This is a genomic window from Sphingomonas sp. Tas61C01 (assembly GCF_052567495.1).
In genome coordinates this window covers 292,762-319,197 of the sequence record NZ_CP199583.1, presented here as the reverse complement: position 1 = coordinate 319,197, position 26,436 = coordinate 292,762, and the positions used below count along the sequence as shown (strand labels likewise).

Annotated in this window: 18 protein-coding genes; 4 read left to right on the top strand and 14 right to left on the bottom strand. The window is 68.8% G+C overall.

Annotated features, from left to right (window positions below):
- Positions 1-4: 4 nt before the first annotated feature.
- From ACT009_RS01420 to ACT009_RS01355, 14 genes are all read right to left on the bottom strand, one after another.
- Positions 5-1,498, bottom strand: coding sequence for a hypothetical protein (locus ACT009_RS01420; RefSeq protein ID WP_445192625.1), 1,494 nt, complete (start codon positions 1,496-1,498; stop codon positions 5-7).
- A 116-nt stretch (positions 1,499-1,614) separates the two neighbouring features.
- Positions 1,615-1,779 carry a hypothetical protein gene (locus ACT009_RS01415; protein ID WP_445192624.1) on the bottom strand — a complete coding sequence of 55 codons (165 nt, stop codon included), beginning with the start codon at positions 1,777-1,779 and terminating at the stop codon, positions 1,615-1,617.
- Between the two features lie 43 nt (positions 1,780-1,822).
- Positions 1,823-2,167 carry a hypothetical protein gene (locus tag ACT009_RS01410; protein ID WP_445192623.1) on the bottom strand — a complete coding sequence of 115 codons (345 nt, stop codon included), beginning with the start codon at positions 2,165-2,167 and terminating at the stop codon, positions 1,823-1,825.
- A gap of 9 nt (positions 2,168-2,176) precedes the next feature.
- Positions 2,177-2,338 carry a hypothetical protein gene (locus ACT009_RS01405; RefSeq protein WP_445192622.1) on the bottom strand — a complete coding sequence of 54 codons (162 nt, stop codon included), beginning with the start codon at positions 2,336-2,338 and terminating at the stop codon, positions 2,177-2,179.
- 31 nt (positions 2,339-2,369) lie between these two features.
- Positions 2,370-5,594 (bottom strand): efflux RND transporter permease subunit, encoded by a 3,225-nt coding sequence (locus tag ACT009_RS01400; RefSeq protein WP_445192621.1) that lies wholly within the window; start codon positions 5,592-5,594, stop codon positions 2,370-2,372.
- Between the two features lies 1 nt (position 5,595).
- Positions 5,596-6,738, bottom strand: a complete 1,143-nt coding sequence (locus tag ACT009_RS01395; protein ID WP_445192620.1) for an efflux RND transporter periplasmic adaptor subunit — start codon at positions 6,736-6,738, stop codon at positions 5,596-5,598.
- A complete protein-coding gene (locus ACT009_RS01390; protein WP_445192619.1) occupies positions 6,735-7,997 on the bottom strand; it encodes a TolC family protein in 1,263 nt (420 codons plus the stop codon). Before ACT009_RS01390 ends, ACT009_RS01395 begins: the two co-directional genes overlap by 4 nt.
- Positions 7,998-8,049: 52 nt before the next feature.
- Positions 8,050-8,376, bottom strand: coding sequence for a hypothetical protein (locus ACT009_RS01385; RefSeq protein ID WP_445192618.1), 327 nt, complete (start codon positions 8,374-8,376; stop codon positions 8,050-8,052).
- 148 nt (positions 8,377-8,524) lie between these two features.
- Positions 8,525-9,790 carry a PQQ-dependent sugar dehydrogenase gene (locus ACT009_RS01380; RefSeq protein WP_445192617.1) on the bottom strand — a complete coding sequence of 422 codons (1,266 nt, stop codon included), beginning with the start codon at positions 9,788-9,790 and terminating at the stop codon, positions 8,525-8,527.
- An 8-nt stretch (positions 9,791-9,798) separates the two neighbouring features.
- Positions 9,799-13,287: a glycosyl hydrolase 2 galactose-binding domain-containing protein gene (locus ACT009_RS01375; RefSeq protein WP_445192616.1), complete on the bottom strand. Its 3,489-nt coding sequence runs from the start codon at positions 13,285-13,287 to the stop codon at positions 9,799-9,801.
- Positions 13,284-14,597, bottom strand: coding sequence for a gluconate:H+ symporter (locus ACT009_RS01370; RefSeq protein ID WP_445192615.1), 1,314 nt, complete (start codon positions 14,595-14,597; stop codon positions 13,284-13,286). Before ACT009_RS01370 ends, ACT009_RS01375 begins: the two co-directional genes overlap by 4 nt.
- The gene (locus ACT009_RS01365) at positions 14,594-16,180 is read right to left on the bottom strand and encodes a rhamnogalacturonidase (RefSeq protein WP_445192614.1); all 1,587 of its coding nucleotides are present in this window, start codon (positions 16,178-16,180) and stop codon (positions 14,594-14,596) included. The genes ACT009_RS01370 and ACT009_RS01365 overlap by 4 nt, the downstream gene beginning before the upstream one ends.
- A 156-nt stretch (positions 16,181-16,336) precedes the next feature.
- Positions 16,337-19,435, bottom strand: coding sequence for a TonB-dependent receptor plug domain-containing protein (locus tag ACT009_RS01360; protein WP_445192613.1), 3,099 nt, complete (start codon positions 19,433-19,435; stop codon positions 16,337-16,339).
- Positions 19,436-19,704: 269 nt separating this feature from the next.
- The gene (locus ACT009_RS01355; protein ID WP_445192612.1) at positions 19,705-22,881 is read right to left on the bottom strand and encodes a GAF domain-containing protein; all 3,177 of its coding nucleotides are present in this window, start codon (positions 22,879-22,881) and stop codon (positions 19,705-19,707) included.
- A gap of 116 nt (positions 22,882-22,997) precedes the next feature.
- Between ACT009_RS01355 and ACT009_RS01350 the strand changes: the two genes are divergently transcribed.
- The 4 genes from ACT009_RS01350 to ACT009_RS01335 all read left to right on the top strand — a co-directional run bounded on the left by ACT009_RS01350 (position 22,998) and on the right by ACT009_RS01335 (position 26,427).
- Positions 22,998-23,342, top strand: coding sequence for a TfoX/Sxy family protein (locus ACT009_RS01350; protein ID WP_445192611.1), 345 nt, complete (start codon positions 22,998-23,000; stop codon positions 23,340-23,342).
- A 90-nt stretch (positions 23,343-23,432) separates the two neighbouring features.
- Positions 23,433-24,554 carry an 8-amino-7-oxononanoate synthase gene (locus tag ACT009_RS01345; RefSeq protein ID WP_445192610.1) on the top strand — a complete coding sequence of 374 codons (1,122 nt, stop codon included), beginning with the start codon at positions 23,433-23,435 and terminating at the stop codon, positions 24,552-24,554.
- Positions 24,551-25,171, top strand: coding sequence for a dethiobiotin synthase (gene bioD, locus ACT009_RS01340; protein WP_445192609.1), 621 nt, complete (start codon positions 24,551-24,553; stop codon positions 25,169-25,171). Before ACT009_RS01345 ends, bioD begins: the two co-directional genes overlap by 4 nt.
- Entirely contained in the window at positions 25,168-26,427 is a 1,260-nt protein-coding gene (locus ACT009_RS01335) for an adenosylmethionine--8-amino-7-oxononanoate transaminase (RefSeq protein ID WP_445192608.1), read from the top strand. Before bioD ends, ACT009_RS01335 begins: the two co-directional genes overlap by 4 nt.
- Positions 26,428-26,436 lie beyond the last annotated feature (9 nt).

Sequence of the window (26,436 nt, the reverse complement as noted above, 5' to 3'; positions counted from 1 at the left end):
GCTGCTAACCGACGATGCGGATGCGGGTGAACAGCATGAAGCTGGACAAGTCGGATCCGTAACGCGGCCGAATGTCGTTCGGCAGGTCATACCTGCTGACGAGCCCGCCGAGGTCGAGCGCCAGCTTTCCGATCGGAATGGAGTGGTAGCCGCCGAGGCTGAGCTTGCCGACGTTGAACACGCGACCGGCGAGCGGATCGCCGCCCTCGTCGCCGAACAGCTCGTCCTTGTCGACGTTCTCCGCCCGCCCGAACAGCGTCCAGCGTCCGAGCTGCACCGCGCTGTCGAGCAGGAACGCGTCGGTGACGTGGCCGTGATCGCCACCCGCCGGGTCGTTGCGCCCCCAGGCAAAGGTCGACTGCCAGTTGCGATCGTCGCCCAACGGCAGGTTCCAGGTGACCGACGCAGAGCTGCGGCGAACGTCCTCCCCGGGGTGCAGCCCCTCGGGGCTGTGCAGGAAGCCGTGGCTGACCTGCGCCGATAGGTTAGCCGTGGGGTTCACGCTGACGCGCACCGACCAGCTGTCCATCCGCGGTCGCTCGATGTTCCAGCGGTTCTCGTCGGGCTCCCGGCCGGTGAAGACGGACCCTTCGAGCTTCAGCCCCTTATAGACGAGGCCTGCCGTGGCGACGCCGAACGTCACGTGGGTGCTGTCGAGCCAGTGGTGCGAGATCGGCGCTTCCGGGTTGGCGACGCCGGAGAAGCGATGCATGTAAGTCGCCGGCCCCAGAGCTGGCTCGCCCGGCAGGCCGAGGTACACGAACCCGGCGAGGTCTCTTCCGAGCGACCGGCTGTAAGTGGCGGACAGCTCCATGAAGGCGTCATGGGGGTGCTGGCGGTCGACCAGCTCGGTGCGGCCATCGGCGGTCTCGCCCGTGGCGAGCAGCAGCGGATAGCCGGCTTTGCCCATCAGCGGATCGAGGCTGCCCATTGCCTTCAGCGTCAGCGTGCCGTGGCCGATCGGACGCTGCGCCATGCCCATCAGCATCGATGCCACGAACGACTTCTCGTCGCCGCGCGGCCCGCCCTGATTGTCGTAGACCAGAGTTGCGTAGCCGTGGACCATAGTCGACCAGGCGCCGTGGCGACCCATGATTGCCCACATCGGCGAACTGTCCGGCTGCCAGGCGGTGCCGGACGCGTCGCGCATCATGCCGTAGGGTCCGAGCATCCCCTTCATGCCATGCATGTCCATGCCAGCCATCGCGCTGTTATCCGACCCGGCCATCGAGCCATGGTCCATCGTCCCGTGGTCCGTGGCGGGCATCTCGCCCTGCACGGCCGGTGTGCCGGCCATTCCGGATATCGCGTCGTGATCCATCCCTGCGTGCGGATCAGCGGCAGGCGGCGCGGTGGTGCGCTTGGGTGCCGGCTTCGCCTCTGCCGGCGATTGCGCTTGGTGCGGGTGTCCGCCCATGTCCATACCGGGCATGGACTGGGCGAGAGCCGTGGCGGGCGTGCATAGCGCCGTCGCGGCGAGGAAGGTCCTGATCAACATGATGTGGTCCATTCGTGCTCGAGTGCACGCGGGCGGCGCGTGACAGGGTACGCGGCGGTGCCGGAGCTCCTCGGGTCTTTCCAGCGTCCGGGGAACGACGGGCGCTCCCCGGCTCGTTACTTGGCGGCTGCCATCTGCACGTCGTGGCCGTCGTGGTCGCCGCGATGCTTCATGTCCGCACAGCAATCGCCCGTGCCTCCGTTGCCGCAGTCGGTCGCCGCGTTGACGGTCATCGGGCTGGCGAACGCGAGCGCCGCGCCGATAATAGCGAGCTTCTTCATTGTCGTTTTCCTTAGGTATCGTGACGTTCGATGTCGTTCGAAGTCACGCCACCTTCGGCGGCGGCGGCGCGGGAGCGCCGTCCAGGCGGAACAGGCCGCCGATCGGAGATGCTATTGGTTCAAGAGCGCGGGGCTTTGCCGGGCTATCCTTCGTCCCTGCAGCGTCGGGCAAGGCATAGCACAATGCGGAACTCGCGAGATTGACCTTCATCGGCTTGCCCGGCGTGGCGGGCATTGTGTCGCAGTGCGAGGCCGCGGCAGAGGTCGTTGTCGGTACGGCGGCCAAGGCTTCGCACCCCGCGCCCATGCGCAGGACCAGCCCGATCGCCAGCAGAGCCAGCAACACGTGCCGGATGTTTGCGATAGATAGAGGACGAGTGAGCGTCATCGTTCTGATCTACGGCCGACACCGGTGATCGGCAACAGAACCCATCACCGGCATAATCATGCCGACGAGCATCCGCAGCGCCAATGGGCCAAGCGCGACGTCGGACGAGCCGCCGACCCGGGTGCATTTGCGCTGCCGCTTGTCCACATAGTCGGCGTCGAAGACCGACAAGGTGCCGGGCTCGCGATCGGGCGGTCTGCCATCAGGATGCAGCTTCCGGCGCGCCGCCGGCCGCAATGGGATCGACGGCCTCTCGCGGCTTCCACCCGCCGAAGCGAGCGTAGAGGGTAGGCAGCACGAAGAGCGTCAGCAGCGTCGCTGAGATAAGACCGCCGATGACCACGGTGGCGAGTGGCTTCTGCACCTCTGCGCCCGCGCCGTGGCCGAGCGCCATGGGCACGAAGCCGAGGCTGGCCACGAGCGCGGTCATCGCCACCGGCCGCAGCCTTATCAGGGCGCCGTCGCGGGCCGCGCGGGCTCGCTCCATGCCTCGACCGCGGAGGTCGTGAATGGAGGAGACCATGACCAGGCCGTTCAAGACCGCGACACCGGACAGCGCGATGAATCCGACCGCGGCCGAGACCGAGAACGGCATGCCTCGCAGCCACAGCGCCAGCACCCCGCCGACCAGCGCGAGCGGGACGCCGGTGAAGACGATCAGCGCGTCGCGAACCGAACCGAGCGCTCCGTAGAGAAGGAGCATAATGATTGCGAAGCAGATCGGGACGACGATGGTGAGCCGCTGGCGCGCCGTGGCGAGGTTCTCGAATTGGCCGCCCCACTCCAGGTAGGTGCCCGGCGGGAGCTGTACCTGGGCCCCGATCGCCGCCTGTGCGTCGGCCACCACGCCTGCGACGTCGCGACCGCGGACGTTCGCCTGGACCACGACGCGGCGCTTGCCGTTTTCGCGGCTGATCTGGTTCGGGCCATCCCCGATCACGATGTTGGTGACGGTGGCGAGGGGTACGGAGGAGCCGTTCGCGGTGGGTACGGGCAGCTGCCCGAGCGTCTGGATGTCGGAGCGCGAGTTCTCCGCAAGCCGGATGACGACGGGGAAGCGCCGGTCGCCTTCGAAGATCACGCCAGCCTGTCGTCCGCCGACGGTGGCGGCGACGAGGTCCTGGACGTCGCCGGCGGTGACGCCGACCCGGGCCATCGCGTCACGGTTCGGGCGCACGTCGAGCAGCGGCAGCCCCTCGGTCTGCTCCACGCGCACGTCGGCAGCACCGCGGACCTTCGCAAGCGTCTCGGCGATACGCGCGGCGGTGGCGTTCATGGTGGCGAAATCGTCGCCGAACACCTTGATCGCGATATCGCCGCGGACCCCGGCGATGAGCTCGTTGAAGCGCATCTGGATCGGCTGGGTGATCTCGTAGCCGTTACCCGGAACCGTCGCGATCTTCCGCTGGATGCGCTCGACGAGCTCCTCCTTCGGCAGGCCGGGGTCCGGCCACTCGGCGCGGGGCTTCAGCATGACGAAGGTGTCGGTGGCGTTGGGCGGCATCGGGTCCGACGCGATCTCGGACGTGCCCGTGCGGGAGAAGGCGTAGCGCACCTCGGGCACGCGGCTGATGGCCCGCTCGACCGCGAACTGCATAAGCTGGCTCTGATCGACGGAGGTGCCGGGCGGACGCCAAGCCTGCACGAGGATGTCGCCCTCGTCGAGTTGGGGGAGAAATTCCTGCCCGAGCGTCGTGAAGGCGGCGACCGCCAGTGCGACCGCGCCGACCGCGGCTGCCATCGTGACGCGCGGCCGCCGCATCGCGATCTCGAGGCCGGGTTCGTAGCGCGCCTTCAGCCAGCCGACGATCCGGCTCTCCTTCTCGTCGACATGGCCGGCGAGGAAGGCGGCGATCGCGGCGGGCACGAAGGTCACCGACAGGACGAAGGCGAACAGCAGCGCGATGATGACGGTGAGCGCCATCGGCTCGAACATCTTGCCCTCGACACCCGAAAAGGTGAGCAGCGGCGTGTAGACGAGGATGATGATCGCCTGTCCGTAGAGCGACGGCCTGATCATCTCGCGCGCCGAGGCCGCGACCACGGAGAGCCTCTCGTCAAGGAGCAGTGGCCTGCCCGTCTCGTGCTGCCGCTGGCCGAGGCGCCGCAATGCGTTCTCGACGATGATCACCGCGCCGTCGACGATGAGGCCGAAGTCCAGCGCGCCCAAGCTCATCAAATTGGCGGACACCCCCACGCGCAGCATCCCGATCGCGGTCAGCAACATGGTAGTGGGGATCACCAGCGCCGCGATCAGGGCGGCGCGAAAGTTGCCGAGCAGCGCGAAAAGCACCACGATGACGAGCACCGCGCCTTCGGCGAGGTTGCGCGTGACGGTCGAGATGGTGGAATTCACCAATTCGGTGCGGTCGAGCACCGTCTTGGCAACGATATCCGCGGGAAGCGAGCGGCCGACGACTCTTAGCCGGTCGGCGACCGCGGACGCGACGGTGCGGCTGTTCTCGCCGATCCGCATCACGGCGGTCCCGACCACGACCTCGTGCCCGTTTTCCGACGCGGAGCCGGTGCGGATGCCCTGGCCGGGGCGAACGGTCGCAACCTGGCTGAGCTGGATCGGCACCCCGTCGCGGGACGCCACGATCGTGCGCGCGAGTTCATCGGCGGTGCGGACCCGCGCATCCGAACGGACGAAGAGCCCGGCACCGTTCAGGTCCACCGTTCCTGCGCCGACGCTGGTGTTGTTGCGCTCGAGCGCGGTGGCGAGGTCCTGGATGGTGATGCGCACCGACGCGAGACGCTGGACGTCGGGCACGACGAGATATTCGCGGTCGTAGCCGCCGAGCGAATCGACCCCCGCGACGCCTTCGGTGCCGCGTAGCTGCGGCGCCACGATCCATTCCTGTACGGTGTGGAGATAGGTCGCCTTGTCACGCTCGGAGACGAGATGCTCGCCCTCCGGCGTGATGTAGCTGCCGTCGCGCTGGATGCCCGGTTCTCCATCGCGGTGCCGGATCTTGTCGAGCTCGCGAAATTCGACCGTCCACATGAAGATGTCGCCGAGCCCGGTCGCGATCGGGCCCATCTCGGGCGTCACGCCCGCCGGCAGCCGGCCCTCGGCCATGCGCATCCGCTCGGCCACCTGCGCCCTCGCGAAGTAGATGTCGGTCGAGTCCGAGAAGACGGCCGTGATCTGCGCGAACCCGTTGCGGTTCAGCGACCGGGTGAATTGCAGACCGGGGATGCCGGCGAGCGACGTCTCGATCGTGAAGGAGACCTGACGCTCGATCTGGTCCGGAGACAGCGACGGCGCGAGGACGTTCACCTGCACCTGGTTGTTGGTGATGTCGGGAACGGCGTCGATGGGCAGGCGCTGAAGGGCGAACACGCCGACGAGCGCGGCGATGGCGGTGAGCAGCAGGACAAGCCAGCGGCGCTCGACGGAGAAGGTGACCAGGCGGGAGATCACATCACATCTCCATCTCGCCGCGCTTGCCGAGTTCGGCCTTGAGCGTGAAGCTGTTGGTGGTGGCGACCCGTTCCGTGCCGACGAGCCCGGATGTGACGATCACCTGGTCGCCGTTCCTGCGACCGGTCCGGACCGGCACGGCGCGGAAGCCCGTCGGCGTGCGCACGAACACGACGGTGCGGTTCTCGATCGACTGCACGGCGGTCGACGGCACCGCGACGCTGCGATCGCCGGCCATCGCGGGCAGCAGGATCGAGGCGGTCACCGGTTCGCCGGGGCGCCACCGCCCGCCGGCATTATCGAGTGTGGCGATGACCTGGACGAGGCGTGTCGTCTCGTCGAGCACCGGCGACACGAAGGTGACGCGGCCATCCTGTCGCCGCCCTCCCGCGGTCACCTCGACGCGCATGCCGGGGCGCACGCGGCCTGCGTCGGCCGGCGGCAGCGAAGCCATCAGCGCCACCGTCGACAGGTTGGCGATACGGTAGAGCTCCGCGTTCGCCTCCACCGCCTGGCCGAGCGTCGCCGGTCGCGCGATTACCCGACCCGAGATCGGCGATCGCATCGCGATGCGGTTCGGCGCCCCGCCGCCGCCACCCGTTGCGCCGAGTTGTTGCTGAGCGAGGCGCAGCGCGATGCCGGCCTCAACCGCGGCGGTGCGAGCGGCGATCAGATCCTGCTCGGGCGAGACCCGCTCGGAGAACAGCCGCTGTTCCCGGCGGTGGATCGACCGGGCGAGATCGGCACGCGCGCGTGCCGCCTCGACTTCGGCCTTCAGCGAGGCGGCTTCACGGCTCTCGATGACGGCGAGCGGATCGCCCTGCCGCACCGTCTGGCCGAGGTTGCGCGTCAGCGAGACCACGCGACCACCCAGGGTGGCCGAGACGACCTGGACCCCTTGTGGATCCCCCTGGATCATGCCGGGCACATCAATGGCGCCCGCCATGCCGCCGGTGATCGGGCGGGCGACCTCGATGCCGGCGTCGGCGATCTGTTGCGCATCGAGCGTGACCGCGTCCTTGTCGGCAGGCTTGGCGGCTTCGCCCTTCTGCATGGCCGCCTTGTCGTCGTCGGCCTTCTTTTCCGGGCCACCGCATGCGGCGAGCGCCAGCGGCAGCAGTGCCTGGGCGATCTTGATGTTCATCGTTGTTGCTCCGCGTCGGTGGGCGCCGGGGCGGTGAGCCGTTCCAGCCGGGCCTGTGCGTCATGATAGGCGGCGAGCGCATCGACCGCGGCCGTGCGGGTATCGGAGAGGGTTCGCTCCGCCTCGAGCAAGTCGAGCTGGCCGAACTTGCCCTCACGGTAGCCGATGCGGGCAATACGCGCGGCCTCCTGCGCGGCGGCGAGAACCGGGCCCGTCGCGTTCCGGGCAGTGGTGGCGGCGTTGGCCGCCTCCGCGCCCGCCGCAGCGATCATCTGCTCGGCATCGAGGATGGCGAGGCGGCGGCTCGCATCGGCCTGGCGGCGCTGCGCGTCGGCGAGGTCGACGGCCGCCCGGCCGTTGTTGAACAGCGGCAGCGGCACGGACACGCTGAAGACGCCCGCGACGTCGTTCGTCGCCTCCAGCCGCCTGGCCGCCGCGCTGACCGTCACGTCGGGAATGCGTTGGCTGCGCGCGAGCCTCACCTGCGCGGCGGCCGAGCCGAGATCCGCCTTTGCCGCCGCGACGGCGAGGGTGGCGTCGACATCGGCTGGGCGGCGCGGCCCGGCCCCGTCGACCCGCCCGAACCAGGATAGATCGATGCCCGCCACCGGACGCCCGGTCAGTCGAGCCAGGTTACCGACGGCCATCTGCGCGGAGCGTTCGGTGCGCTCCGCCGCGCCCCCGGCGTTCAAGCGCGCGACGTCGGCGCGCTGCTCCTCGAGCGGCGATGCGCGACCCGCCGCGACACGGACGCGCGCCGCGCGCAGCACCTCCGCGGCGATGCCGACCTGCTCCCGCGCAATCGTCGCGCGGCGGCTGTCGGCGCTCGCGGCGATGAACGCCTGGGTCACGCGCTGGCGCAAGTCGGCCAGGACGACGGCGGCCTCCAGCGAGGCGCGATCCAGCTGGGCGGAGGCGACGGCGACGCGTGCCGATCGCTTCCCGCCGAGTTCGAGCGGCAGGGACAGGCCGACGGTAGTCTCCGTCGATCGGAAACCGCGATAGGCGCCCGAGCCGCCGATGTTCTCGGCCATGGCGTCGATGGAGGGATTACGCCGTAGCCCGGCGACGGTGCGCTGCGCCTGTGCCGCCTCCACGCCCGAGCGCGCCGCTTCGATCGCAGGCGAGGTCGCCCCGGCTTGGGCCAGCGCGTCGTCCAGCGTCAGCGCTGGCGGCGCCGGGACGGACGCCGCGTTCTGCGCCTGCAGCGACGATGCGCAGGCGCCAGCGGCCAGGACGGCCGCGAATATTCGATACATGGAGTGCTCCTGACGTTTGCGGAGCGGGCGAGGTCGCGCCCGCGCGGCTGCGTCAGGCCTGCGGCGGTCGCAGCGTCAGTTCGATCCGGTGGCCGTCCAGCGACCGATGAGCCGCGGGAGCGTAGGCAAAGGACGTCGCGGACGCCTGGCCGAGCGAGCCCGCAGGCACCGGCGCGGCGACGTGATGCCCGTGGCAACCAGTATGGCAGTGCGGGTAGTTCCTGTCGGCGTCCGCCGGAACCTCGTCGCAGTCTCCGGCAGCGTGGACCGCCATCTGGTTCGTCGTCTCGGCGCATGTCGGAGCCGCGGCCTGCGCGACGCTGCCCCATGCCGTCACGACGAGCATCATGCAGACAAGGAGGGTGATCAGGGCGCGCATTCCAGCGTCGACTACCATGGCCGGGTCCAGTCGTCACCCCTGTCACTCAAAGGCGCCGGCTCAATCGACGTCTGCCGGCCGCGGCCGCTTGAACCTGCACGATCAACATTACACCGGCCGATCGCACAAGTCCGCACCGCGCGCGAGTTCACCCCGCCCGCTTCGACGTCAGCCGCAACAATCGCCCGGTCGGCCCGTCCTCCAGCAGCCACACCGCGCCATCGGGCGCGGCCATCACCGCGCGGATGCGCTCGCCCATGTCGAAGCGGTCGACCTCCCTGGCTTCGGTGCCGTCGAACGCGACGCGGATCAGCGCGGTCGCCGCCATGCCGCCGATCAACGCCGAGCCGCGCCATTCGGGAAACATATTGCCGTCGTAGAAGGCCAGCCCCGCCGGCGCGATTACCGGGTTCCAGTAGAGCGCCGGCTTGGCCAGATCGGGTCGGGTCGACGGGGTGGGGATCGGCGTGTCGTCGTAATTGGATCCGTAGGACACCAGCGGCCAGCCGTAATTCTTGCCGGGCTCGATCAGGTTCAGCTCGTCGCCGCCCTTTGGCCCCATCTCGGTTTCCCAGAGCCGGCCCTGCGCATCGAAGGCGAGACCGTATTGATTGCGGTGGCCGGTGCTCCAGGTTTCCGCCGGGACCAGATTAGGTGCCCCCAGCTTGATCTGCCGCGTCGGTGCGCCCCGCGCGGCGCCGGTGTTTTCCGGCGGGTCGATGACGCCGATCGTGGTCGCGCCGATCTTGCCCGCACCGGGATTACCGGGCGCCGGCTTGCCGTCGAGCGTCAGGCGCAGGATCTTGCCGACCGCCTGGTCGGGGTCCTGCGCGGGCGTCATGCGCATCCGGTCGCCCGAGGCGAGGAACAGGTGCTGCCCGTCGGGCGCGAAGGCGATGTAGCCGCCGAACTGGCCACCTTTCCCGCGTGGCAACTGCCGCCAGATCACTTCGACGCCGGTGAGCGCTGGCTTGGCGGATGCGGTGTCGAGCGTCGCGCGAGCGAGCGCCAGGCCGTCGCCGCCTTCGCCGGGCTCCGCATAGGTGATGTAGACGTGCCGATCGGTCGCGAAAGCGGGCGAGGTCGCGACGAACAGCAGCCCGCCCTGCCCGTCATGATGAACCTTTGGCACTCCGGACACCGCCGCCTTGGTGCCGTCGGGCGAGACCAGCCAGAGCTTGCCCGCCTTCTCGGTGACGAGCATGCGCCGGTCGGGCAGGAAGGCGAGCGCCCAGGGATCTTCGAAGCTCGCGATCGAGGCGACGTTGAAGGGCTTGGCGCTGGTCGCCTTGCGGTCGCCGAAATTGGCGGGTTGGGCGGCGGTCTTCGTCGCGGCCGGCGGCGGCGGCGCCGATTGCCCGCAGGCGGACAGCGAGGTGAGGGCGGCGACCGAAACGAGGCAGGGACGGATCATCGGCTATCCTAGGGCTTGGGTGAAGGGCGGAGCGACAGCGTACGATCGACGACGTTCCAGCCGCGCAGCTGGAGCGTGGCGGGCGTGCTCGCTTGGGGAAAGCGGATCGTTATCTCGCGTGCCTCGCCGGGGAGCAGCGACACGTAATTGTCGGTGAAATAAGCGGGCAGGATCTGCGCGCCGCCCGCGTCGAGGAGAGTGAGCTTGGCTTGCAGCGCGGCCACGCCGGCCGCGTTGTTCAGCCGCACCGACAGCGTGCCCTCCCCGCCCCCGGTCGCGCCGCTGCGAGCGTCGATGTCGAGCGCGACCTTGGGGAGCTTGTCCAGCGCCTTCAGGTCGGCCGGATCGCGCGCCTGCCAGTAGAGATTGTCCGACAGCGTCTCGCCGCGCGCGCCCGTCGCGGCCAGGCGGACCAGCACCGGGCCGGCCTGCATCGCCGCCGCCAGATCGAGCGTCATCGCCGCCGCGGTCGCGTTCGCGGGCACGTCGATCCGGGCATCGCGCGTCAGCAGCAGCCGGTTGTCGAGCGCGAACACCCGCGCGGTCACCCGAACCCCCGCCAGCGGCGCCCGGGTGGTGTTGACCATCAGCACGCGGTGATCGGGCTGATCGAGCTGGACGTGCACCGGCTCGGTGCTTTTCCTGGTGCCGTAGAAGGAGGCGTGCGTGTCGTAGTCGGAGGAATAGATCTGGAAGTCGGTCGACGGCCAGGCGGGGTGGGACATCCACAGCATCCGTGCGCTGTTGGTCGTCCACAACCCGGCATTGAAGCCCTCGAAGATCGCGCGATGCGATTCATAGTTGAGCATCTGCGCCTTGCGCTCGAAATCCGCGAGGTCGGTGGGTGCCCCGAAACGGGTCGCCATCGCATCCATGAAGCTCTGCACCGATACCGCGCGTTCCTGGTGCCAATCGTGATAGGCCCAGCTGTCGTTGACCGGCCAGCGATCCGCCGCCGGCACGAACCGCGCCCACGCCTCGCGGGTCGGAAAACTGGGCGTGCCGACTTCGACCGCGAAGCCCTTGGCGAACTCGGTGAAATAGCCTTCGGGCGCGCGCCAGTTGTAGGGGCCGGATCCGGCGAGATTGATGATCCGCGAATTGCCCTTGTACATCCGCGTGCCGTCTTCCTCCCACACCATGTCCTGCAGCGCGGTCTGCAGGATCGGCTGCGGCACGCCTTCGTTGCGACCGATCCACAGCATGATCGAGGGATGCGTGCGGAAGCGGCGGACGGTGTCGCGCGCATTCGCGACGAACAGCGGCACGTCTTCCGCCTCGGCATCGTTGTCCTGTGTCGATTCCCAGAAATCGTTGAGGATCATCATCCCGTATTCGTCGGCGAGCGCGTAGAAATTCTCCTCGGTGCTCTGCCCCATCCAGTTGCGGATGATGTTGAGCCCTGCCTCGCGGTGCAGCCGGAAATAGGGTTCGAGGCGGGTGCGCTCGACCCGCTTCATCATCTCGTCCATGCCCCAATTGCCGCCGCGCGCGGCGATCCGCACGCCGTTGACGCGCAGCACCAGCTGCGGCGACAGCCGCGGATCGCTGATCACGGGCGTGACCGCGGGGGAGGTCTCGGCACCGGGGAACAGGCTGTTCGCCCAGCCGCCAGCGACCTTGCGCAGTGCCGGGTGGCGCTCGTCGATGATCGGCGTCCCCAGCCGCTTCGCCTTCGCGAGATCGACCTCGATGCGGCGCAGGTCGCCCGCTTGGTCGAGCGACGACAGTTCGTAGGTCACCTGCCGCATCCCGAAGCGCAGCTGCCGCCGGTCGGACACGCCCGATCCGCTTTCGACGCTCAGCCGGAGATCGTGGAGCGCCGCCTCGCCATAGCCGTTCGGCCACCACAATCGCGGCTGCCGCACGCGCAGTGCGGGGTGGTCGGCGGGGCCGAACCGCGCCAGCACCGTCGCATGCGCCGGCACCGAGACGCGCCGTTCGACCGCGACATCGTCGAACCCCGCGCGGACGACCGCCTCCGCCGCGACGTCGCCGGCGTTGCTGACCGGCACCGTGATCTCGATGTCGGCGACCGACAGGTCGGCGTTGGGCAGCGTCGTCACCACGTCCGGGTCGCCCAGCGCCAGCGCGTCGGTCGCGACCAGCTCCACTCCCTGCCACAGCCCGGTGTTGCGGTCGCGGACCGCGGGGATCCAGTCCCACCCCTCGGTCGCGGTGAAGGTCGGCCCGTCGATCATCATCGCGCCGCCATTCTCGCCGCGCCCGCCGGTCATCGATTGTTCGTGCGGGATGCCCGGATGCGGCGGCGGCGAGACCCGCACCGCGATCGCATTGGCCCGTCCGGCGACCAGCAGGCCGGTCGCGTCGAACCGGCCGCGGATGAAGGCGCCCTTCACGTCGCCCATGCGCCGGCCGTTGACCCAGATCTCCGCGGCATAGTTGATGCCGTTGAACAACAATTCCAGCCGCTTGCCGCGCTGCTCCGCGGGCAGCACGAACTCGGTGCGATACCAATAATCCTGCCGCGCCAGCCGTTCCGGGATGGCCATGTTGTTGAGCCCGATCCGTGGATCGGGATAGACGCCGCGATCGACCAGCGTGGTGAGCGCGGTGCCGGGCACCGTCGCGGCGTACCACCGACGTGCATCGAAGCCGGCGCGCGACAGCGAGGCGGGGTCCGCGCTCACCGATGGAGCCTCCGCCATCCGCCAGCCGTTGACGGAAAACCGACCCTGTTCCGAAGGCACGAGCGGCGGCAGGGTCGAGGCGGGGACCGCGCGCGGCGTCGCGGCGGGCGCCTTGCTCGTCGGCAACGTCCAGGCGCGTTGCGGCACCGCCTCGCCGTATTGCGTGCGGACCTGGAGCGGCCAGCTGGGGCTGTTGCTCTCGAAGCGGACCAAGTCGTCGTTCGGCGCGGTGCGCGCGGCGTCGCGCAGCGCGGTCGCGGTGGCAGCGCCCGGTGCGACGGTCAGGCCGGCGACGCGGCCGGTGAAGACGGGCTGCCCCGGCACCCGCGGGCCGATCGTGACGATCGCGACCGGGTCGGCCAGCCGTGGCAGCGTGCGGGTCGCGATCCGCCGTCCGTCGAGGAACAGCGATAGCGTGTCGCCGTCGCCGATCGCGGCCAGCCGGTGCCAGCGGTCGCGGGCGAGCGGCGCGCCCGCGCTCAGCACGATGTCGCCGACCAGCACCGCGGCACGGCTGTCGACCAACGCAAGCGAGCGGGCGTCGCTCGCCCCAGGGTTGCCGACGCCGCCGACGATCACCCGTCCCGCCACCTGCCGCGCCGGCTTCACCCAGGCGGACACCGTCCATGCCGGACCGGGCCGCCAGCGCTCGCCCTCGGCATAGCCCTGTGCCGGCTTGGCGATGCCGTCGCCGCCCGCGATGAACGCCGCATCATAGGGGCCGAGCACGGCAAGCTTGGGACGCGGCAGCCGCGGCGACGGCCAGTCGACCTGCTGCGCGGTCACCCCCTGGCCGATCAGCGCGCCCAGGCCGAGGATCGCCATCAGGCCGGCGCGCTTCGTCATATCACGACACTCAGCACCAGGGTGAAGATCAGTCCGAAGATGCCGACCAGCGTCTCCATCACCGACCAGGACCGGAACGTCTCGCCGAGCGTCAGCCCGAAATATTCCTTGAACATCCAGAATCCGGAATCGTTGACATGGCTGCACATCAGGCTGCCGGCGCCGATCGCGAGGACCATCAGATTGGGGTCGACCCCGCCCGCCGCGACCAGTGGCTGGACGATCCCCGCCGCGGTCAGCCCCGCGATCGTCGCCGAGCCGAGCGCGATGCGGATCGCCATCGCCAGCCCCCAGCCGAGCACCAGCGGCGGCAGGCTCAGCCCGCCCAGCCAGCCCGCGAGCGCCGCGTCGGCACCCCCATCCACGAACACCTGCTTCAACGCCCCGGCCCCCGCTACGATCAGCAGGATCCCGGCGATGTCCTTCACGGCATCGACGCTGCCGCCCGACACCCGCGCCAGCGGCGTGCCGCGCATCACCCCCAGCATTACGATCGCGGCAAGCAGCGACACCAGCATCACCACCACCGGGTTGCCGCCGAACGTCAGCCACCCCTTCGCAGCGGGCGACAGGCCGGCCAGCGCCAGCGCCGCGGTCGTCCCGGCGAGCAGCACCACCGGCAGCAGCGCCACCGCGAAGCTCGCCGTCGCGCTCGGCGGATCCGCCGCCACCACCTCGACGTCGCCAAGCGCCGCCTGCGGCCGCGCGGTCATTCCCCGCAGGCTGCGCGCGAAAAGCGGCCCCGCGATCAGCAGCGTCGGCACGCCGACGATCGCGCCGTAGATCAGCGTCCAGCCCATGTCCGCCTTGAACAGCCCGACCAGCGCGGTCGGCGAGGGGTGCGGCGGCAGGAAGCCGTGCGCGATCGACAGCCCCGACAGCATCGGGATCGCGAGGTAGACGGTCGGCAAGCCCGAACGCCGCGCCACCGACAGGATGAGCGGCACCATCAGCACGAACCCGACATTGTAGAACAGCGGGATGCCGACGATGAACCCGGTCGCGGCCAGCGCCAGCGTGATCGATCCGCGCCCCACCGCGCCGATCAGCGTGTCGGCGATCCGCTTCGCCGCCCCGCTGTCCGCGATGATCCTGCCGAACATCGCGCCGAGACAGAGGATCGCGGTAAGCGACCCCAGCATGTCGCCGATCCCGCGGGTCAGCGACGCCGCGATCGTGTCCAGAGGTTGCCCCAGCAGCAGCGCCGCCGCCAGCGCGGCGATCAGGAAGGCGACGAACGGATGCAGCTTGGCGACCGAGATCAGCACGATCAGCAGCGCGACGGAGATCAGGACAGCGAGGATCGTCACAGCATCCGCTCCTCGGCAGCCGCGATCGCGACATTGCGCGCGGCATCGGCATCCTTGCGCCGGAAATCGGTCACCTTGCGCAACCCGACGGCGGGCGCGGGCGAGCGCAAATTGGTGACCGTCACGCCCCCCGCCCGCTCGAACCACAGCGCCGGGCGGCGATCCGCATAGGTGGTCGCGACCTCGATGTCGCGCAGCACGAGGTTCCGCACGTCGCGCGCCCACAGCCCGGTCGCGGGCAGCGCGCCGAACATGCCGGGCTCGGGATAGGCGTCCTCCGCCGCGGCGGGAAAATAGTGGAGCAGCGTCTGGCTCTGCCCGCCCAACTGGTGGAGCTGCACGTCGGCGATCTCGATATCCTCGACCGGATGACCGACCACGCCCGCGATCGTCGACGGCAGAATCGCGGCGTCGCGGCTGATCAGGTTGCGGATCGTCACCCGCCGCAACCCGCCGACCGGCGTCCCCGGCGGCCCGCGCAGCCGCCGCCCCAGCCGCAGGAAGATCGGCGAGGTCTGCGCGCCGCGCATCTTGATGTCGGTCACGCGTATGTCCTCGATGATTCCGCCATCGACGGTCTCCAGCGCCAGCCCGCGTGACTGATCGAACACGCAGTCGCGGATGACGATGTCGCGGAACCCGCCATTGCTCTCGGTCCCGCACTTGATCCGCCCGGTGCCGTTGAAGGTGGGCGGCAGGCGGCGCCAGCTGCCGTCGATCACCGATCCGACCGCGTAGCCACCGGTCACCAGGCAGCGTTCGATCACAACCTTCTCGGTCGCGCGCACATAGCCGAGCGCGAACGAGGATTTGGGGCAGATCCCGTCGTCATAAGGGCTGTTGACCGTGCACCCGACGACCCGGACATCCCGGCAGCAATCGATGTCGAAGCCATCGCGATTGGTGTCGACCGTGACGTTGTCGATCAGCAGCCGATCGACTCCGGTCGCGAGCAGGCAGAACCACCCACCGCGCACGATCCGCACGTCACGCAAAATGACGCCACGGCAGTTCTTCAGCGCGATCGCCTTGTCGCCCACTCCCGGCTTGCGCGATCCCGCGACCCCCGGCTCGTCGCCCCAGTCGCGCGCCAGCCCCGCGCCGTCGATCAGCCCGCCGCCGACGATCGCGACGTCGTGCAGCCCCTCGCCCCAGATCAGCGCGTTGTGCCAATGCGAATGGCCGAAATCCTGGTAGTCGCGGTAGCTTGGGTCGATCGGCTCCGCGGCGTCGTAGCCGCCCGTCGTCATCCCCTCGAACGGCACCGACGCCGCCAGGATCGTCGCCCCCGGATCGAGATGCAGCGTGATGCGGCTGCTCAGCCGGATCGAATAGCATCGATACACCCCGGCCGGCAGATGCACGGTGCCACCACCCCGCGACGCCGCGTGCAGGATCGCGGCGTTGACCGCACCGCTGTCGATCGCGACGCCGTCGCCCTTCGCACCGAAGCGCCGCACGTCGTGCCAGCCGCTCCTATCCGCGGGCATCGGCGCCGCCATCGCCCGCGCGCCGATCCCGGGCGCCACACCCGGCACCACGAGCGCCGCCGCCACCCCGGTGACCAGCCGACGGCGGCTCATCGACGAACCCCCGCCCCACCCGTCCGGCGCCTGCCCGCAAGCATGACGGGCGTGATCGGAAAGGTAGGTGCCCACGATATCTCCAGCAGATTGAGCCAGCGATGGCACATGTGACCCGTGACGCGCAACGATCCGAAGGTAGGGGGTCGCCCCCGCTCAGAAGCTCAATCGAGCCCCCAGGCGGAAGGTGCGGCCCAGCACGTCGTAGAGCACCGGGTTGAAGCCGTAGCTCACGCCGTTTTGCGGGGATTGCTCCGGGGCCTTGTTGGCGACGTTGTCGATCTTAAAATAGATCGAAATCTGCTTCGAGAAATCCACCGACCCACCGACATCGACATAGAAGGCGCCGGGCATCGAATTGTCCCCGATCGTCGACGTGTTGCCGGTCGGATCGGTCGCCGGGCAGCTGCCCGGCGTACATTCGATATATTCGTTGGAATAGACGCCGTTCGAGAACCACCGCTCGGTCACCGACAGCGAGAAGTCGTCGGTATCCCAGCTCTGGATCCCCAGCAGCTTCCAGTCCGGCGTATTGCCGCGGTTGTTGCCTGCCTGTTCGGTCGGGATCGTCCCCGGCAGGCCCGAAGTCTCGGTATAGTGCAGGACCCGGGTGGCGAGGCCGCGGATCATGAACGAGCCCGGCAGGCCGATGCCGCTCAGTGGGCGACGATAGCTCGCCTCGATGTCGAAGCCGTTGGTGCGAACCTGCGAGAAGTTGAAGAGCTGTTCATTGACGAACAGCGACCCCGCGGCGGTGTCCAGGTTGAAGGACGAACAGAATTCGTCGATCTTCTGCTGGAAGCACTGGTTGATCGCCGCCTGTCCGCTGAAGGGGATGATGATGCCCTTCACCTTGATGTTGTAGTAATCCACCGACGCGTTGAAGCCCGGCAGGAAGCCCGCTTCGCTGCCGTCGAAGACGATGCCGCCGGTGGTGTTGCGCGAGGTTTCCGGCTTCAGCGCGGTGTTGCCGATCGTGTTGGTCGGCGCCTGGACGAACTGCCCTGCGCTCGGCGATGCACCGGGCGGCCGGGTATCCAGGTAGGTCGCGTTCGCGAAGGTCGGTGTGCGGAACAGTTCCGACAGGTTCGGCGCACGCACGTCGCGCGAGGTGATGGCGCGCAGGCGGATGCCGGTGAGCGGCGTGTCCCAGGTGCCACCGACCTTCCAACTCGTGATCCAGCCCGACGTGCTGTAATGCGTTTGGCGGACGCCGGCGTTGATGTTCGCGCGGCCGATCTGCTCCGCGTTCGAGATCGGGATGTCGAGTTCCAGAAAGCCTTCGTGGACGTTGTACCGGCCGGTGCCGTTCTTGTAGTTGCCGGCATACCAGTTGCCGCCGGTCAGCGTGTTCTGGGTCGGATCGGCGGGATAGTCGGCGGTGTTCGGGTTGGCCGCGGTGACGCCGTTACCGTACGGGTCCGCTTTCGTCCGATACCATTCGCGCCGGAATTCATAGCCGAACGCGACCGACAACGGGCCGGCCCAGGTCTGCATCGGCTGGCCGTTTAGGTTGACCGCGGCGGCATTCTGGCTCGACCAGGTATGCTGGTACGGTCCGATCGCGGGCTTGACGTAGTTGAGCGACGCTTCGGTGACCCCGCCGTCGCCGATGATGTTGAGCGGCACGCAGCCTGCCGCGCGCGCCGCCACATTGGCGCAGGCGATCGTGCCGTTGGGCAGGCGCACCGCCTGATAGGCCGTTCTGAAGCGCGAGATGTTGAGCATGTTGGACACGTGCAGGTCGGTGTAATTGTGTCCGTATTCGTAATAGGCGTCGTAGGTCCACGTGGATCCCAGGCTGGCGAACTTGCCGGTCGCACCGATCACGCCGCGCAGATTGGTGCGAACCGGACGCACCTTGATGAAGTCGCCGAGCTGCGCCAGCGCGGAACCATATTGGAACTGGGTGATCCCCGCATTGGTGCAGCCCTGCTGGATCGAGGCGGGGACGAACGGATTGGCATTGAGATTGGCCAGGCCGCACTGGATGGTCAGGTTCGCCTGCTGGGCAAAGCCCGGATTGGGCGAGTTTTCCGCCTTCACACGCGATGCGTTGAAGGTGGCGTATATCTCGTTGTCGGGCGCGAAATCATAGCCGACGCGGCCATAGCCGTTGAACCGCTCCAGCTTGCCGGCCAGGGTAGTGCCCGCCCCGACCACGCCGCTGGTGTCGCCGCCCGAGCAGAAGGACGGCGTACACCCGGTCACCCCTCCGGTGCCGGTCGGGACGCCGTTCGATCCGTATTGAAATTGATAGGGCTGGCCGTTCGCGCCGAAGGCGGTGCCCTGCAGCGGACCCGAGGTGATCAGGCCGAACTTCGCATATTGATATTGCTGCGCTCGATCGACGTACTTGATGCGCGGTTGGCCGGCCGGGGTGTTGGTGACGCCGGTCTGCACGAAGGCGGGCGACGTAAACCAGTCGCGGCCATTGGCGCCGACGACGCCGAAGCCGGGATTGGGGACGCCGCCCTGATAGCCATATTCGCCGCTGACGACGACGTGCAGGCGATCCTGCGCGAAGCTGTTGCCCCAGGCGACCTGCGCGGTGCCGCCGGCATCGTCGCCATAGGTGGTGATGCTGCCCTGGACGTTCGCCTTGAAGCCCTTGAACCGTTTGTCGGTGATGAAGTTGACCACACCGGCGACCGCGTCCGAGCCGTAGGAGGCGGAGGCGCCGCCATTCACCACGTCGACGCGCTGGATCAGCAACTGGGGAAACTGGCTGACATCCGCCACGCCCGAATAATTGGCGCCGACGAAGCGCTGTCCGTCGAGCAGCGTCAGGGTGCGGATCGCGCCAAGGCCGCGCAGCGAGAAGGAGCTGAGGCCCTGGATGCCGCTCGACGTGCTGCCCACCGACGTCGCGCGACCCGTGCTGCCCTGGAGCGAAGGCAACTGCGTCACCGCGTTGAACACGTTGGGCTGCGCCAGGCGGTCGATGTCGGCCGCGCCGATGACCTGGGTCGGCGTCGGTGCGGAAAAGCCGTTCGCGGTGATCCGCGAACCGGTGACGATGATGTCCCGCACCGCCGCGATATCGTCGTCGGTCTGCGTATCGACGGTCGCCGTCGATGTCGGCGCGACCGGTTCGGCCGCCGCCGACGTGCCGGGCGTCGTCGTCGGTGCCTGAACCGTCTGTGCGGCGGCGGGCGATGCCAGCATCACCGCCAACGCCGCGCCGCTGGCGGTCGCCAGCGCCCACCGACGCGTCGCTATGTTGAGCCCTTGCCCGAATGAAGATGCCGTCATGAAATCCCCTCCCTCCCGTTGATCCGATCGGGCGGGGTCGACGTAACTAGGGGTGGCGCCTATCGCGCACGGCGCCCGGCGACTCTACGCTCGGCCGCGCCCCTGATCCCGTCGGAAAACCCTCTCCGTTCGCGACCGATATGTCGGCGATCTCTCGATATCCGTCGACAACTTTATGGTCGTATATGGAAAGAAGCATGGGAATGATGAATTATCATAAGGATGCGCGACGCTGTTGCCCGGCTTCACCAAGATTCAATGCGATTCGCTCAGTCGCCAAGCGCCTTCAGCATCGCCGAGAGTTCGTCCTGGCGGAACGGTTTGGTCAGCCGGGGCCGATCTGCATCGACTCCCTCCAGCTCCGCATAGCCCGACACCAGCAGCACCGGTAATGCCGGATAGGCCGACTGGACGTGCCCCGCGAGCTCGGCACCGGTCATTCCCGGCATCAGATGATCGGTGACGACGACGTCAATCGCCTGGCCGCTGCCGAGGATCCTCACGGCTTCTTCCGCGGACGCGGTCTCGATCACGGCATAGCCGAGATCGGACAGCATGCTTGCGGTGCTTATCCGCACCAGCTCCTCGTCGTCGACGAGCAGGGCGGTGCCGCGATGCTCGGCGTCGGCGGTGTCGCGCGTCGTGGTCGACGGCTCCTCGGCGACGATGAAGCTGACCGGCAGCCACAGCTCGACATTGGTGCCGAGGCCCTGCCGGCTCTGGATGGTGAGCGCACCGCCGAGCTGCGAGGCCAGGCCGTGGACCATCGACAGTCCGAGCCCGGTCCCCTTGCCGATACCCTTGGTCGAGAAGAACGGCTCGACCGCCCTCGCCAGCGTGGTCTCGTCCATGCCCGATCCCGTATCGGCCACCGACAGGCGGACATAGTCGCCCGGCACCAGCCTGGAGCGATGGTTCGAAGCAACCGAGTCGGCGGTCGCGGAGATCCGCAGCGTGCCGCCGTCGGGCATCGCGTCGCGCGCGTTCACCGACAGGTTCAGGAGCGCCATCTCGAGCTGGTTCGGATCGGCCTTGGCGGGCGGCAGATCGTCGGCGACCTCGACCACGACCTTGATCTGCGGCCCGGTCGTGCTCTCGACCAGATCGCCCATGCCCGACACCAGCCGGGCGACGTCGACCGGCATCGACTGGAGCGGCTGGCGCCGCGCGAAGGCGAGCAGGCGCTGGACCAGCGTCCTCGCGCGCTCGGCGGATTGCATCGCGCCGGCGATCAGCCGCTGCTCGCGCTCGTTGCCGACACGCTTGTGGAGCAGCATGTCCAGCGATCCGACAATCGGCGTCAGCAGGTTGTTGAAGTCGTGCGCCACGCCGCCCGTCAACTGCCCCATCGCCTCCATTTTCTGGCTTTGGCGGAGCGCTTCATGCGCGACCTCGCGGTCGGCGACCGCCTCGGTCACCCGCGCCTCCAGCGTCGCGTTGAGATCGCGCAAGGCCTCCTCGGCCAGCTTGCGGGCGGTGATGTCGAGCACGGTGCCGGCAACGCGCAGGCAGCGGCCGGACGCGTCGAACACGCCCCGCCCCTTCGCCGCAACCCACCGCTCGACGCCGTCCTCCTTGCCGATCGTCCGATAATCCACATCGTAGAGCGCGCGCCGATCCGGATCGGACGCGGCCAAATAAGCTGCGGTCGTCGTCTCGCGGTCGTCGGGATGCAGCCCGTCATAGAAATCCTGCATCGTGACCGGCACGTCCGCTGAAATGCCGAACATCGCCTTCGTCCGCGCTGGCCAGATCAGGCGATCGTCGACGATATCGACGTCCCAGAAGCCGACCTCCGCATTCTCGACCGCGAGCCGCAGCCGCTCCTCGCTCTCGCGCAGACGGGTCTCCGCACCGACGCGCTGGACATGCGCCCAGCATCGCTCGACGACCTCCCGGATCAGCGAGATCTCGTCCAGCGTCCAGTCGCGGGCGCGGTCCTGATGGACCGCCATCATCGCCGCGAGCCGCCCATCCTTCACCAGCGGGCAGCAGACGATCGCGTCGATCCCGATCGACTGGAACATTGCGCGGCCGTCGTCCGGCGCGATTTCGCCGGCGACGTCGCGGACAACGAGCGTCCTACCCTGCCGCATGTCGTGCGCGGCCCGCGCCCCGAACAGATCCAGGCTGTAGCTGCCGGCCGAGCTTTCGACCCCGGGCGCGTTGTAATCGCTGCGGATCCAGAAGCTGTCGCTGTCCGCATCGACATCGGCATAAGCGCAGCGCGAGGCACCGAGCCGCCGACCCAGCATCTCGGCCGCGAACTGCATCGCCTCGGTCGCGTCCGCCGCGCCGAACAGGCGATCCTCCATTTCCCCGAAGAATCGTAGCCGCGCCTCGCTGCCACGAAGGCTGTCCTCGGTGCGCGCTCGCGCGATCACCAGGCCCGCGGTGCGAACCACGAAATCGACGATCTCGAGATCCGACGCGTTGGGCTGGCGGGGCTCGCGATAATACATCGCGAAGGTGCCGAGGGTTTGTCCCTGCGGTGAGGCGATCGGGATCGACCAGCAGGCGCCCAGTCCGTGCTCGAGCGCCAGATCGCGAAAGTCGGTCCAAAGCGGATCGGTCGCGATGTCGGCGACGAACACCGGCTCCTTGCGGAACACCGCGCTTCCGCAGGAACCGACCGCGGCGCCGACCGCGACACCGTCGATGGCGTCGTTATAGGCTGAAGGCAGGCTCGGCCCCGCGCCATGGCGGAGATGCGTGCCGTCCTCGTCCAGCAGCAGGATCGACCCCAGCAGGCCGGTCGCGGACAGACCCTCGACCTCGCGGACGATCGCCTCCAGCGTCGACCGCAGCGGCGCCTCCTCCACCGCGAGTTCGAGGATCCGATTCTGCGCCTTGCCCAGCGCGGCCGCCTGGTCCCGCGCCTCGGCGAGGCGGGCGTTCTCGATCGCGATCGTCGCAAGCCGCGCCAGGCTTTCGAGCCGTTCGATCGTGGCGCCGTCATGCTCCGCCACCGTCGACCAATAGGCGCCGATCGCCGCGATCGGAGTCGGCCGGCCGATCGGCGCCATCACCAGGCTGCGCACGAAGGTCTGCGCATAGGCATGCTGGGGAACGCGCGGATCGAGCCGGACGTCGCTGATCGCCAGCGTCTGGCGCTCGCGCATCGCCCAGCCCGAGACACAGTCGTCGGCCGGGAAGCTCTGACCCTGCCAGAGCGGCGCCACCGCGTCCTCCGCCACATAGGAGCAGCGATCGCCGTCGCGCAGGATCACGGCGACGCCCTCCGCGCCGATCGCGGCCCGTGCGGTATCGCGCAACACCTTCACGACCGAGTCGAGCGAGTCGGCGGTCACCAGCCGTTCGCTCGCCTCCAGCACGTGCGATTGGCGCAGCGCATCGCTATCCGCGTGGGAATCGGGATCGTCTCGTTCGAACGCGCTCCCGGCCGACGGGGTTGCTCGATCCTGTTGCTGGCGTTCTTCGGACATCAAGCGAGCCTAACGCATGCTGGAACCGAGGTCATCCATTAGACCGCATGATAACGGCCCGAGCCGGACCCTATATACCGCTCGCCGATCGTTCGCTTATCTGCCACGATCCTGCGATGGCGACCGCGCGAACAACCGTCGACTATATCGTCGATCAGATCGGAGATGCCGGCCTCGTCGCGGCCAAGCCGATGTTCGGCGAGTTCGGTCTATATTGCGACGGCAAGATGATCGCGATCATCGCCGACGAACAGCTGTTCGTGAAACCTACCGAAGGCGGTCGTCTCTGGGCCGCGGGCGTCGATGAAGCCTCACCCTATCCCGGTGCAAAGCCATGTCTGCTGATCGAGCCCGATCGCTGGGACGATCGCGAGTGGATGAGCGAGCTCGCCCGCATCACCGCCGCCGAGCTGCCCGCCCCAAAAATCAAGCCGTCGAAGCGTGCCAAGCAGACCGGTTGAGGAACGCAGCACTCCTCCCATAGCTATCCTCCTCTTGCCCCAATCGCTTTGCCCCTCGGCAAATGCCCGAGGCGCCGCTAGCGAGACCGCGTGGCCGCACTCGACACTCTTGAGACCGGATTGGCGCAGCTTTCCGCGCACGGACGGCGCCGGACGCTGCTGCCCCGCGCCGGCCTGGATTTCTCGTCCAACGATTATCTCGGGCTCGCCGGGTCGAACCGCCTGCGCGATGCGGTTCTGGCGGCGATCGCGCGCGGGGTCCCGATCGGCTCGGGCGGGTCGCGCCTGCTGCGCGGCAATTGCGAAGAACATGCGCTGCTCGAGGAGGAGGCGGCGCGCTTCTTCGGCGCGGAGTCGGCACTGTTCATGGGGGCGGGCTACGGCGCCAATGCGCTGCTCTTCTCGACGCTGCCCCAGCGGGGCGACCTCGTCCTCCACGACGCGCTGATCCATGCCAGCGCGCATGAGGGGATCCGGCTCGGGCGGGCCGAGTCGCAGGCGTTCGCGCACAACGATGTCGATGCCGCGGCCGACGCGATCGCCGCCTGGCGCCGCCAGGGTGGCACCGGCACGCCGTGGCTCGCGGTCGAGACACTGTACAGCATGGACGGCGATCAGGCGCCGCTCGCCGATCTGAAGGCGCTCGCCGACCGCGAAGGCGCGATGATGCTGATCGACGAGGCCCATGCCACCGGGGTGTTCGGCCCGGACGGACGCGGGCTGGCCGCGGATCTCGACGGGCGCGCCAACGTCGTCGTGCTGCGGACCTGCGGCAAGGCGCTGGGGTGCGAAGGTGCGCTGATCCTCGCGCCCAGGACGGTGTGCGACTTCATCGTCAACCGCGGGCGCGGCTTCATCTTTTCCACCGCACCGTCGCCGCTGATCGCCGCCGCCGTACGCGACGCATTGCGCAGCCTGCGCGAGGAACCCGAGCGCCGCGACCGCCTGCATGCGCTGCTCGACACCGCCGGGCACACGCTGCGCGGCATCGGCCTTCCGGTCTCGGGATCGCCGATCCAGCCCGTCGTCATCGGCGACGAGCGTCGGACGATGGCGATCGCCGCGGCGTTGCAGGCCGCGGGGTTCGACGTGCGCGGGGTTCGGCCCCCCACCGTCCCGCCCGGCACCTCGCGATTGCGCCTGTCGTTCACGCTCAACATCGACGCGGCGGCGGTGACCGCGCTCGCGACCGTCCTTCGGGAGCATCTGTGACCACGATCGTCGTGACCGGAACCGACACCGACGTCGGCAAGACCGTCTTCGCCGCCGCGCTGACAACCGCCCTCGGCGCCACCTATTGGAAGCCGGTACAGGCCGGGCTCGACGAAGGCGGCGACGCATCGACGGTCGCCGCGCTCGGCGTGCAGCGCGACCGCATCCTGCCCGAAGCGTATCGCCTGACCACCCCGTGCTCGCCGCACCGCGCCGCCGAGATCGACGGCGTCGAGATCGATCCCGATCGCCTCGTTCCCCCGACGACGAGCGGACCGCTGGTCGTCGAGGGTGCCGGCGGCGTGCTGGTGCCCGTCACCCGGACGCTGCTCTATGCCGATCTGTTCGCGCGCTGGGGCCAACCGGTGGTGATCGTCGCGCGCACCGGGCTCGGCACGATCAACCACAGCCTGTTGTCGATCGAGGCGCTCCGCGCGCGCGGCGTGCCGCTGCTCGGCATCGCCTTCATCGGCACGGCAAACGAGGACAGCGAGGCGATCGTCGCCGACATCGGCCAGGTCAGGCGCCTCGGCCGCCTCCCCCGCCTCGCCCCGCTGACGGCGCGTGACCTTACCGCCGCCTTCGCCGCGAATTTCCGGCTGGACGATTTCCGGTGAGCGGATCCGCGATCTGGCATCCCTTCACCCAGCATGGCCTCGGTGAGCCGATCCCGCTGGTCGATCGCGCCGAGGGAGCCGCGCTGTTCACCGCCGACGGTCGCCGGATCGTCGATGCGATCTCGTCCTGGTGGGTGACGACGCACGGCCACGCGCATCCACGGATCGCCGCGGCAGTCGCCGATCAGGCCCGCAAGCTCGACCAGATCATCTTCGCGGGCTGGACCCACGAACCCGCCGAGACGCTCGCCGCGGGGCTGCGCGCGATCATGCCGCCCGCCCTAACCCGGGTGTTCTTCTCGGATTCCGGTTCGACCAGCGTCGAGGTCGCGCTGAAGATGGCGCTAGGTTATTGGCTCGATCGCGGCGAGCGGCGGCATCGCATCCTGGTGCTCGAACACGGCTATCATGGCGATACGATCGGCGCGATGTCGGTCGGTGCGCGCGGGGTCTTCAACCGCGCCTATTCGCCGCTGCTGTTCGAAGTCGAGAGCATCCCCTTCCCCGTTGCGGGACGCGAACAGGCGACGCTCGACGCGCTGGACAGAGCCTGCCGGGGTGGAGCCGCCGCGTTCATCGTCGAGCCGCTGCTGCTGGGCGCGGGCGGGATGCTGATCTATTCGCCGGCAACGCTCGCCGAGATGCGCCGGATCTGCGCCCACCACGACGTGCTGTTCATCGCCGACGAGGTGATGACGGCATGGGGTCGCACCGGCACGCTGCTCGCTTGCGAACAGGCAGGGATCGTGCCCGACATCCTGTGCCTGTCCAAGGGGCTGACCGGCGGCGCGGTGCCGCTGGCCGTCACGATGGCGACCGAGCCGATCTACGCCGCACATTACGGCACCGATCGCGCGCGGATGTTCTTCCACTCGTCGAGCTACACCGCCAATCCCGTCGCCTGCGCTGCCGCGAACGCCAATCTCGCGATCTGGCGGGAGGAGCCGGTGCTGGACCGCATCACCGATCTCGCACGCCGCCAGGCGGACCGGCTGGCGGCGCTCGAGACTCTGCCGACCGTCGCCAATGCCCGGCGGATCGGCACGATCACCGCGGTCGAGATCGACGACGGCGAGGGGTATCTGTCCGACCTCGCGCCGCGACTGACCGCAGTGTTCCGCCAGCACGACGTCCTGCTTCGCCCGCTCGGCAACACCGTCTACGTCATGCCGCCCTATTGCATCGACGACGACGATCTCGACCTGATCTACGACAGCATCGCGGAGGCGGTTGCAGCCATCTCGCCTGTTGCATAGGATGGAGAT

Coding starts and splice junctions, on each gene's coding strand:
- ACT009_RS01420 (WP_445192625.1), bottom strand. CDS start 1,498: ATGTTGATCAGGACCTTCCTCGCCGCGACGGCGCTATGCACGCCCGCC.
- ACT009_RS01415 (WP_445192624.1), bottom strand. CDS start 1,779: ATGAAGAAGCTCGCTATTATCGGCGCGGCGCTCGCGTTCGCCAGCCCG.
- ACT009_RS01410 (WP_445192623.1), bottom strand. CDS start 2,167: ATGACGCTCACTCGTCCTCTATCTATCGCAAACATCCGGCACGTGTTG.
- ACT009_RS01395 (WP_445192620.1), bottom strand. CDS start 6,738: ATGAACATCAAGATCGCCCAGGCACTGCTGCCGCTGGCGCTCGCCGCA.
- ACT009_RS01390 (WP_445192619.1), bottom strand. CDS start 7,997: ATGTATCGAATATTCGCGGCCGTCCTGGCCGCTGGCGCCTGCGCATCG.
- ACT009_RS01385 (WP_445192618.1), bottom strand. CDS start 8,376: ATGCGCGCCCTGATCACCCTCCTTGTCTGCATGATGCTCGTCGTGACG.
- ACT009_RS01380 (WP_445192617.1), bottom strand. CDS start 9,790: ATGATCCGTCCCTGCCTCGTTTCGGTCGCCGCCCTCACCTCGCTGTCC.
- ACT009_RS01375 (WP_445192616.1), bottom strand. CDS start 13,287: ATGACGAAGCGCGCCGGCCTGATGGCGATCCTCGGCCTGGGCGCGCTG.
- ACT009_RS01365 (WP_445192614.1), bottom strand. CDS start 16,180: ATGAGCCGCCGTCGGCTGGTCACCGGGGTGGCGGCGGCGCTCGTGGTG.
- ACT009_RS01360 (WP_445192613.1), bottom strand. CDS start 19,435: ATGACGGCATCTTCATTCGGGCAAGGGCTCAACATAGCGACGCGTCGG.
- ACT009_RS01355 (WP_445192612.1), bottom strand. CDS start 22,881: ATGTCCGAAGAACGCCAGCAACAGGATCGAGCAACCCCGTCGGCCGGG.
- ACT009_RS01350 (WP_445192611.1), top strand. CDS start 22,998: ATGGCGACCGCGCGAACAACCGTCGACTATATCGTCGATCAGATCGGA.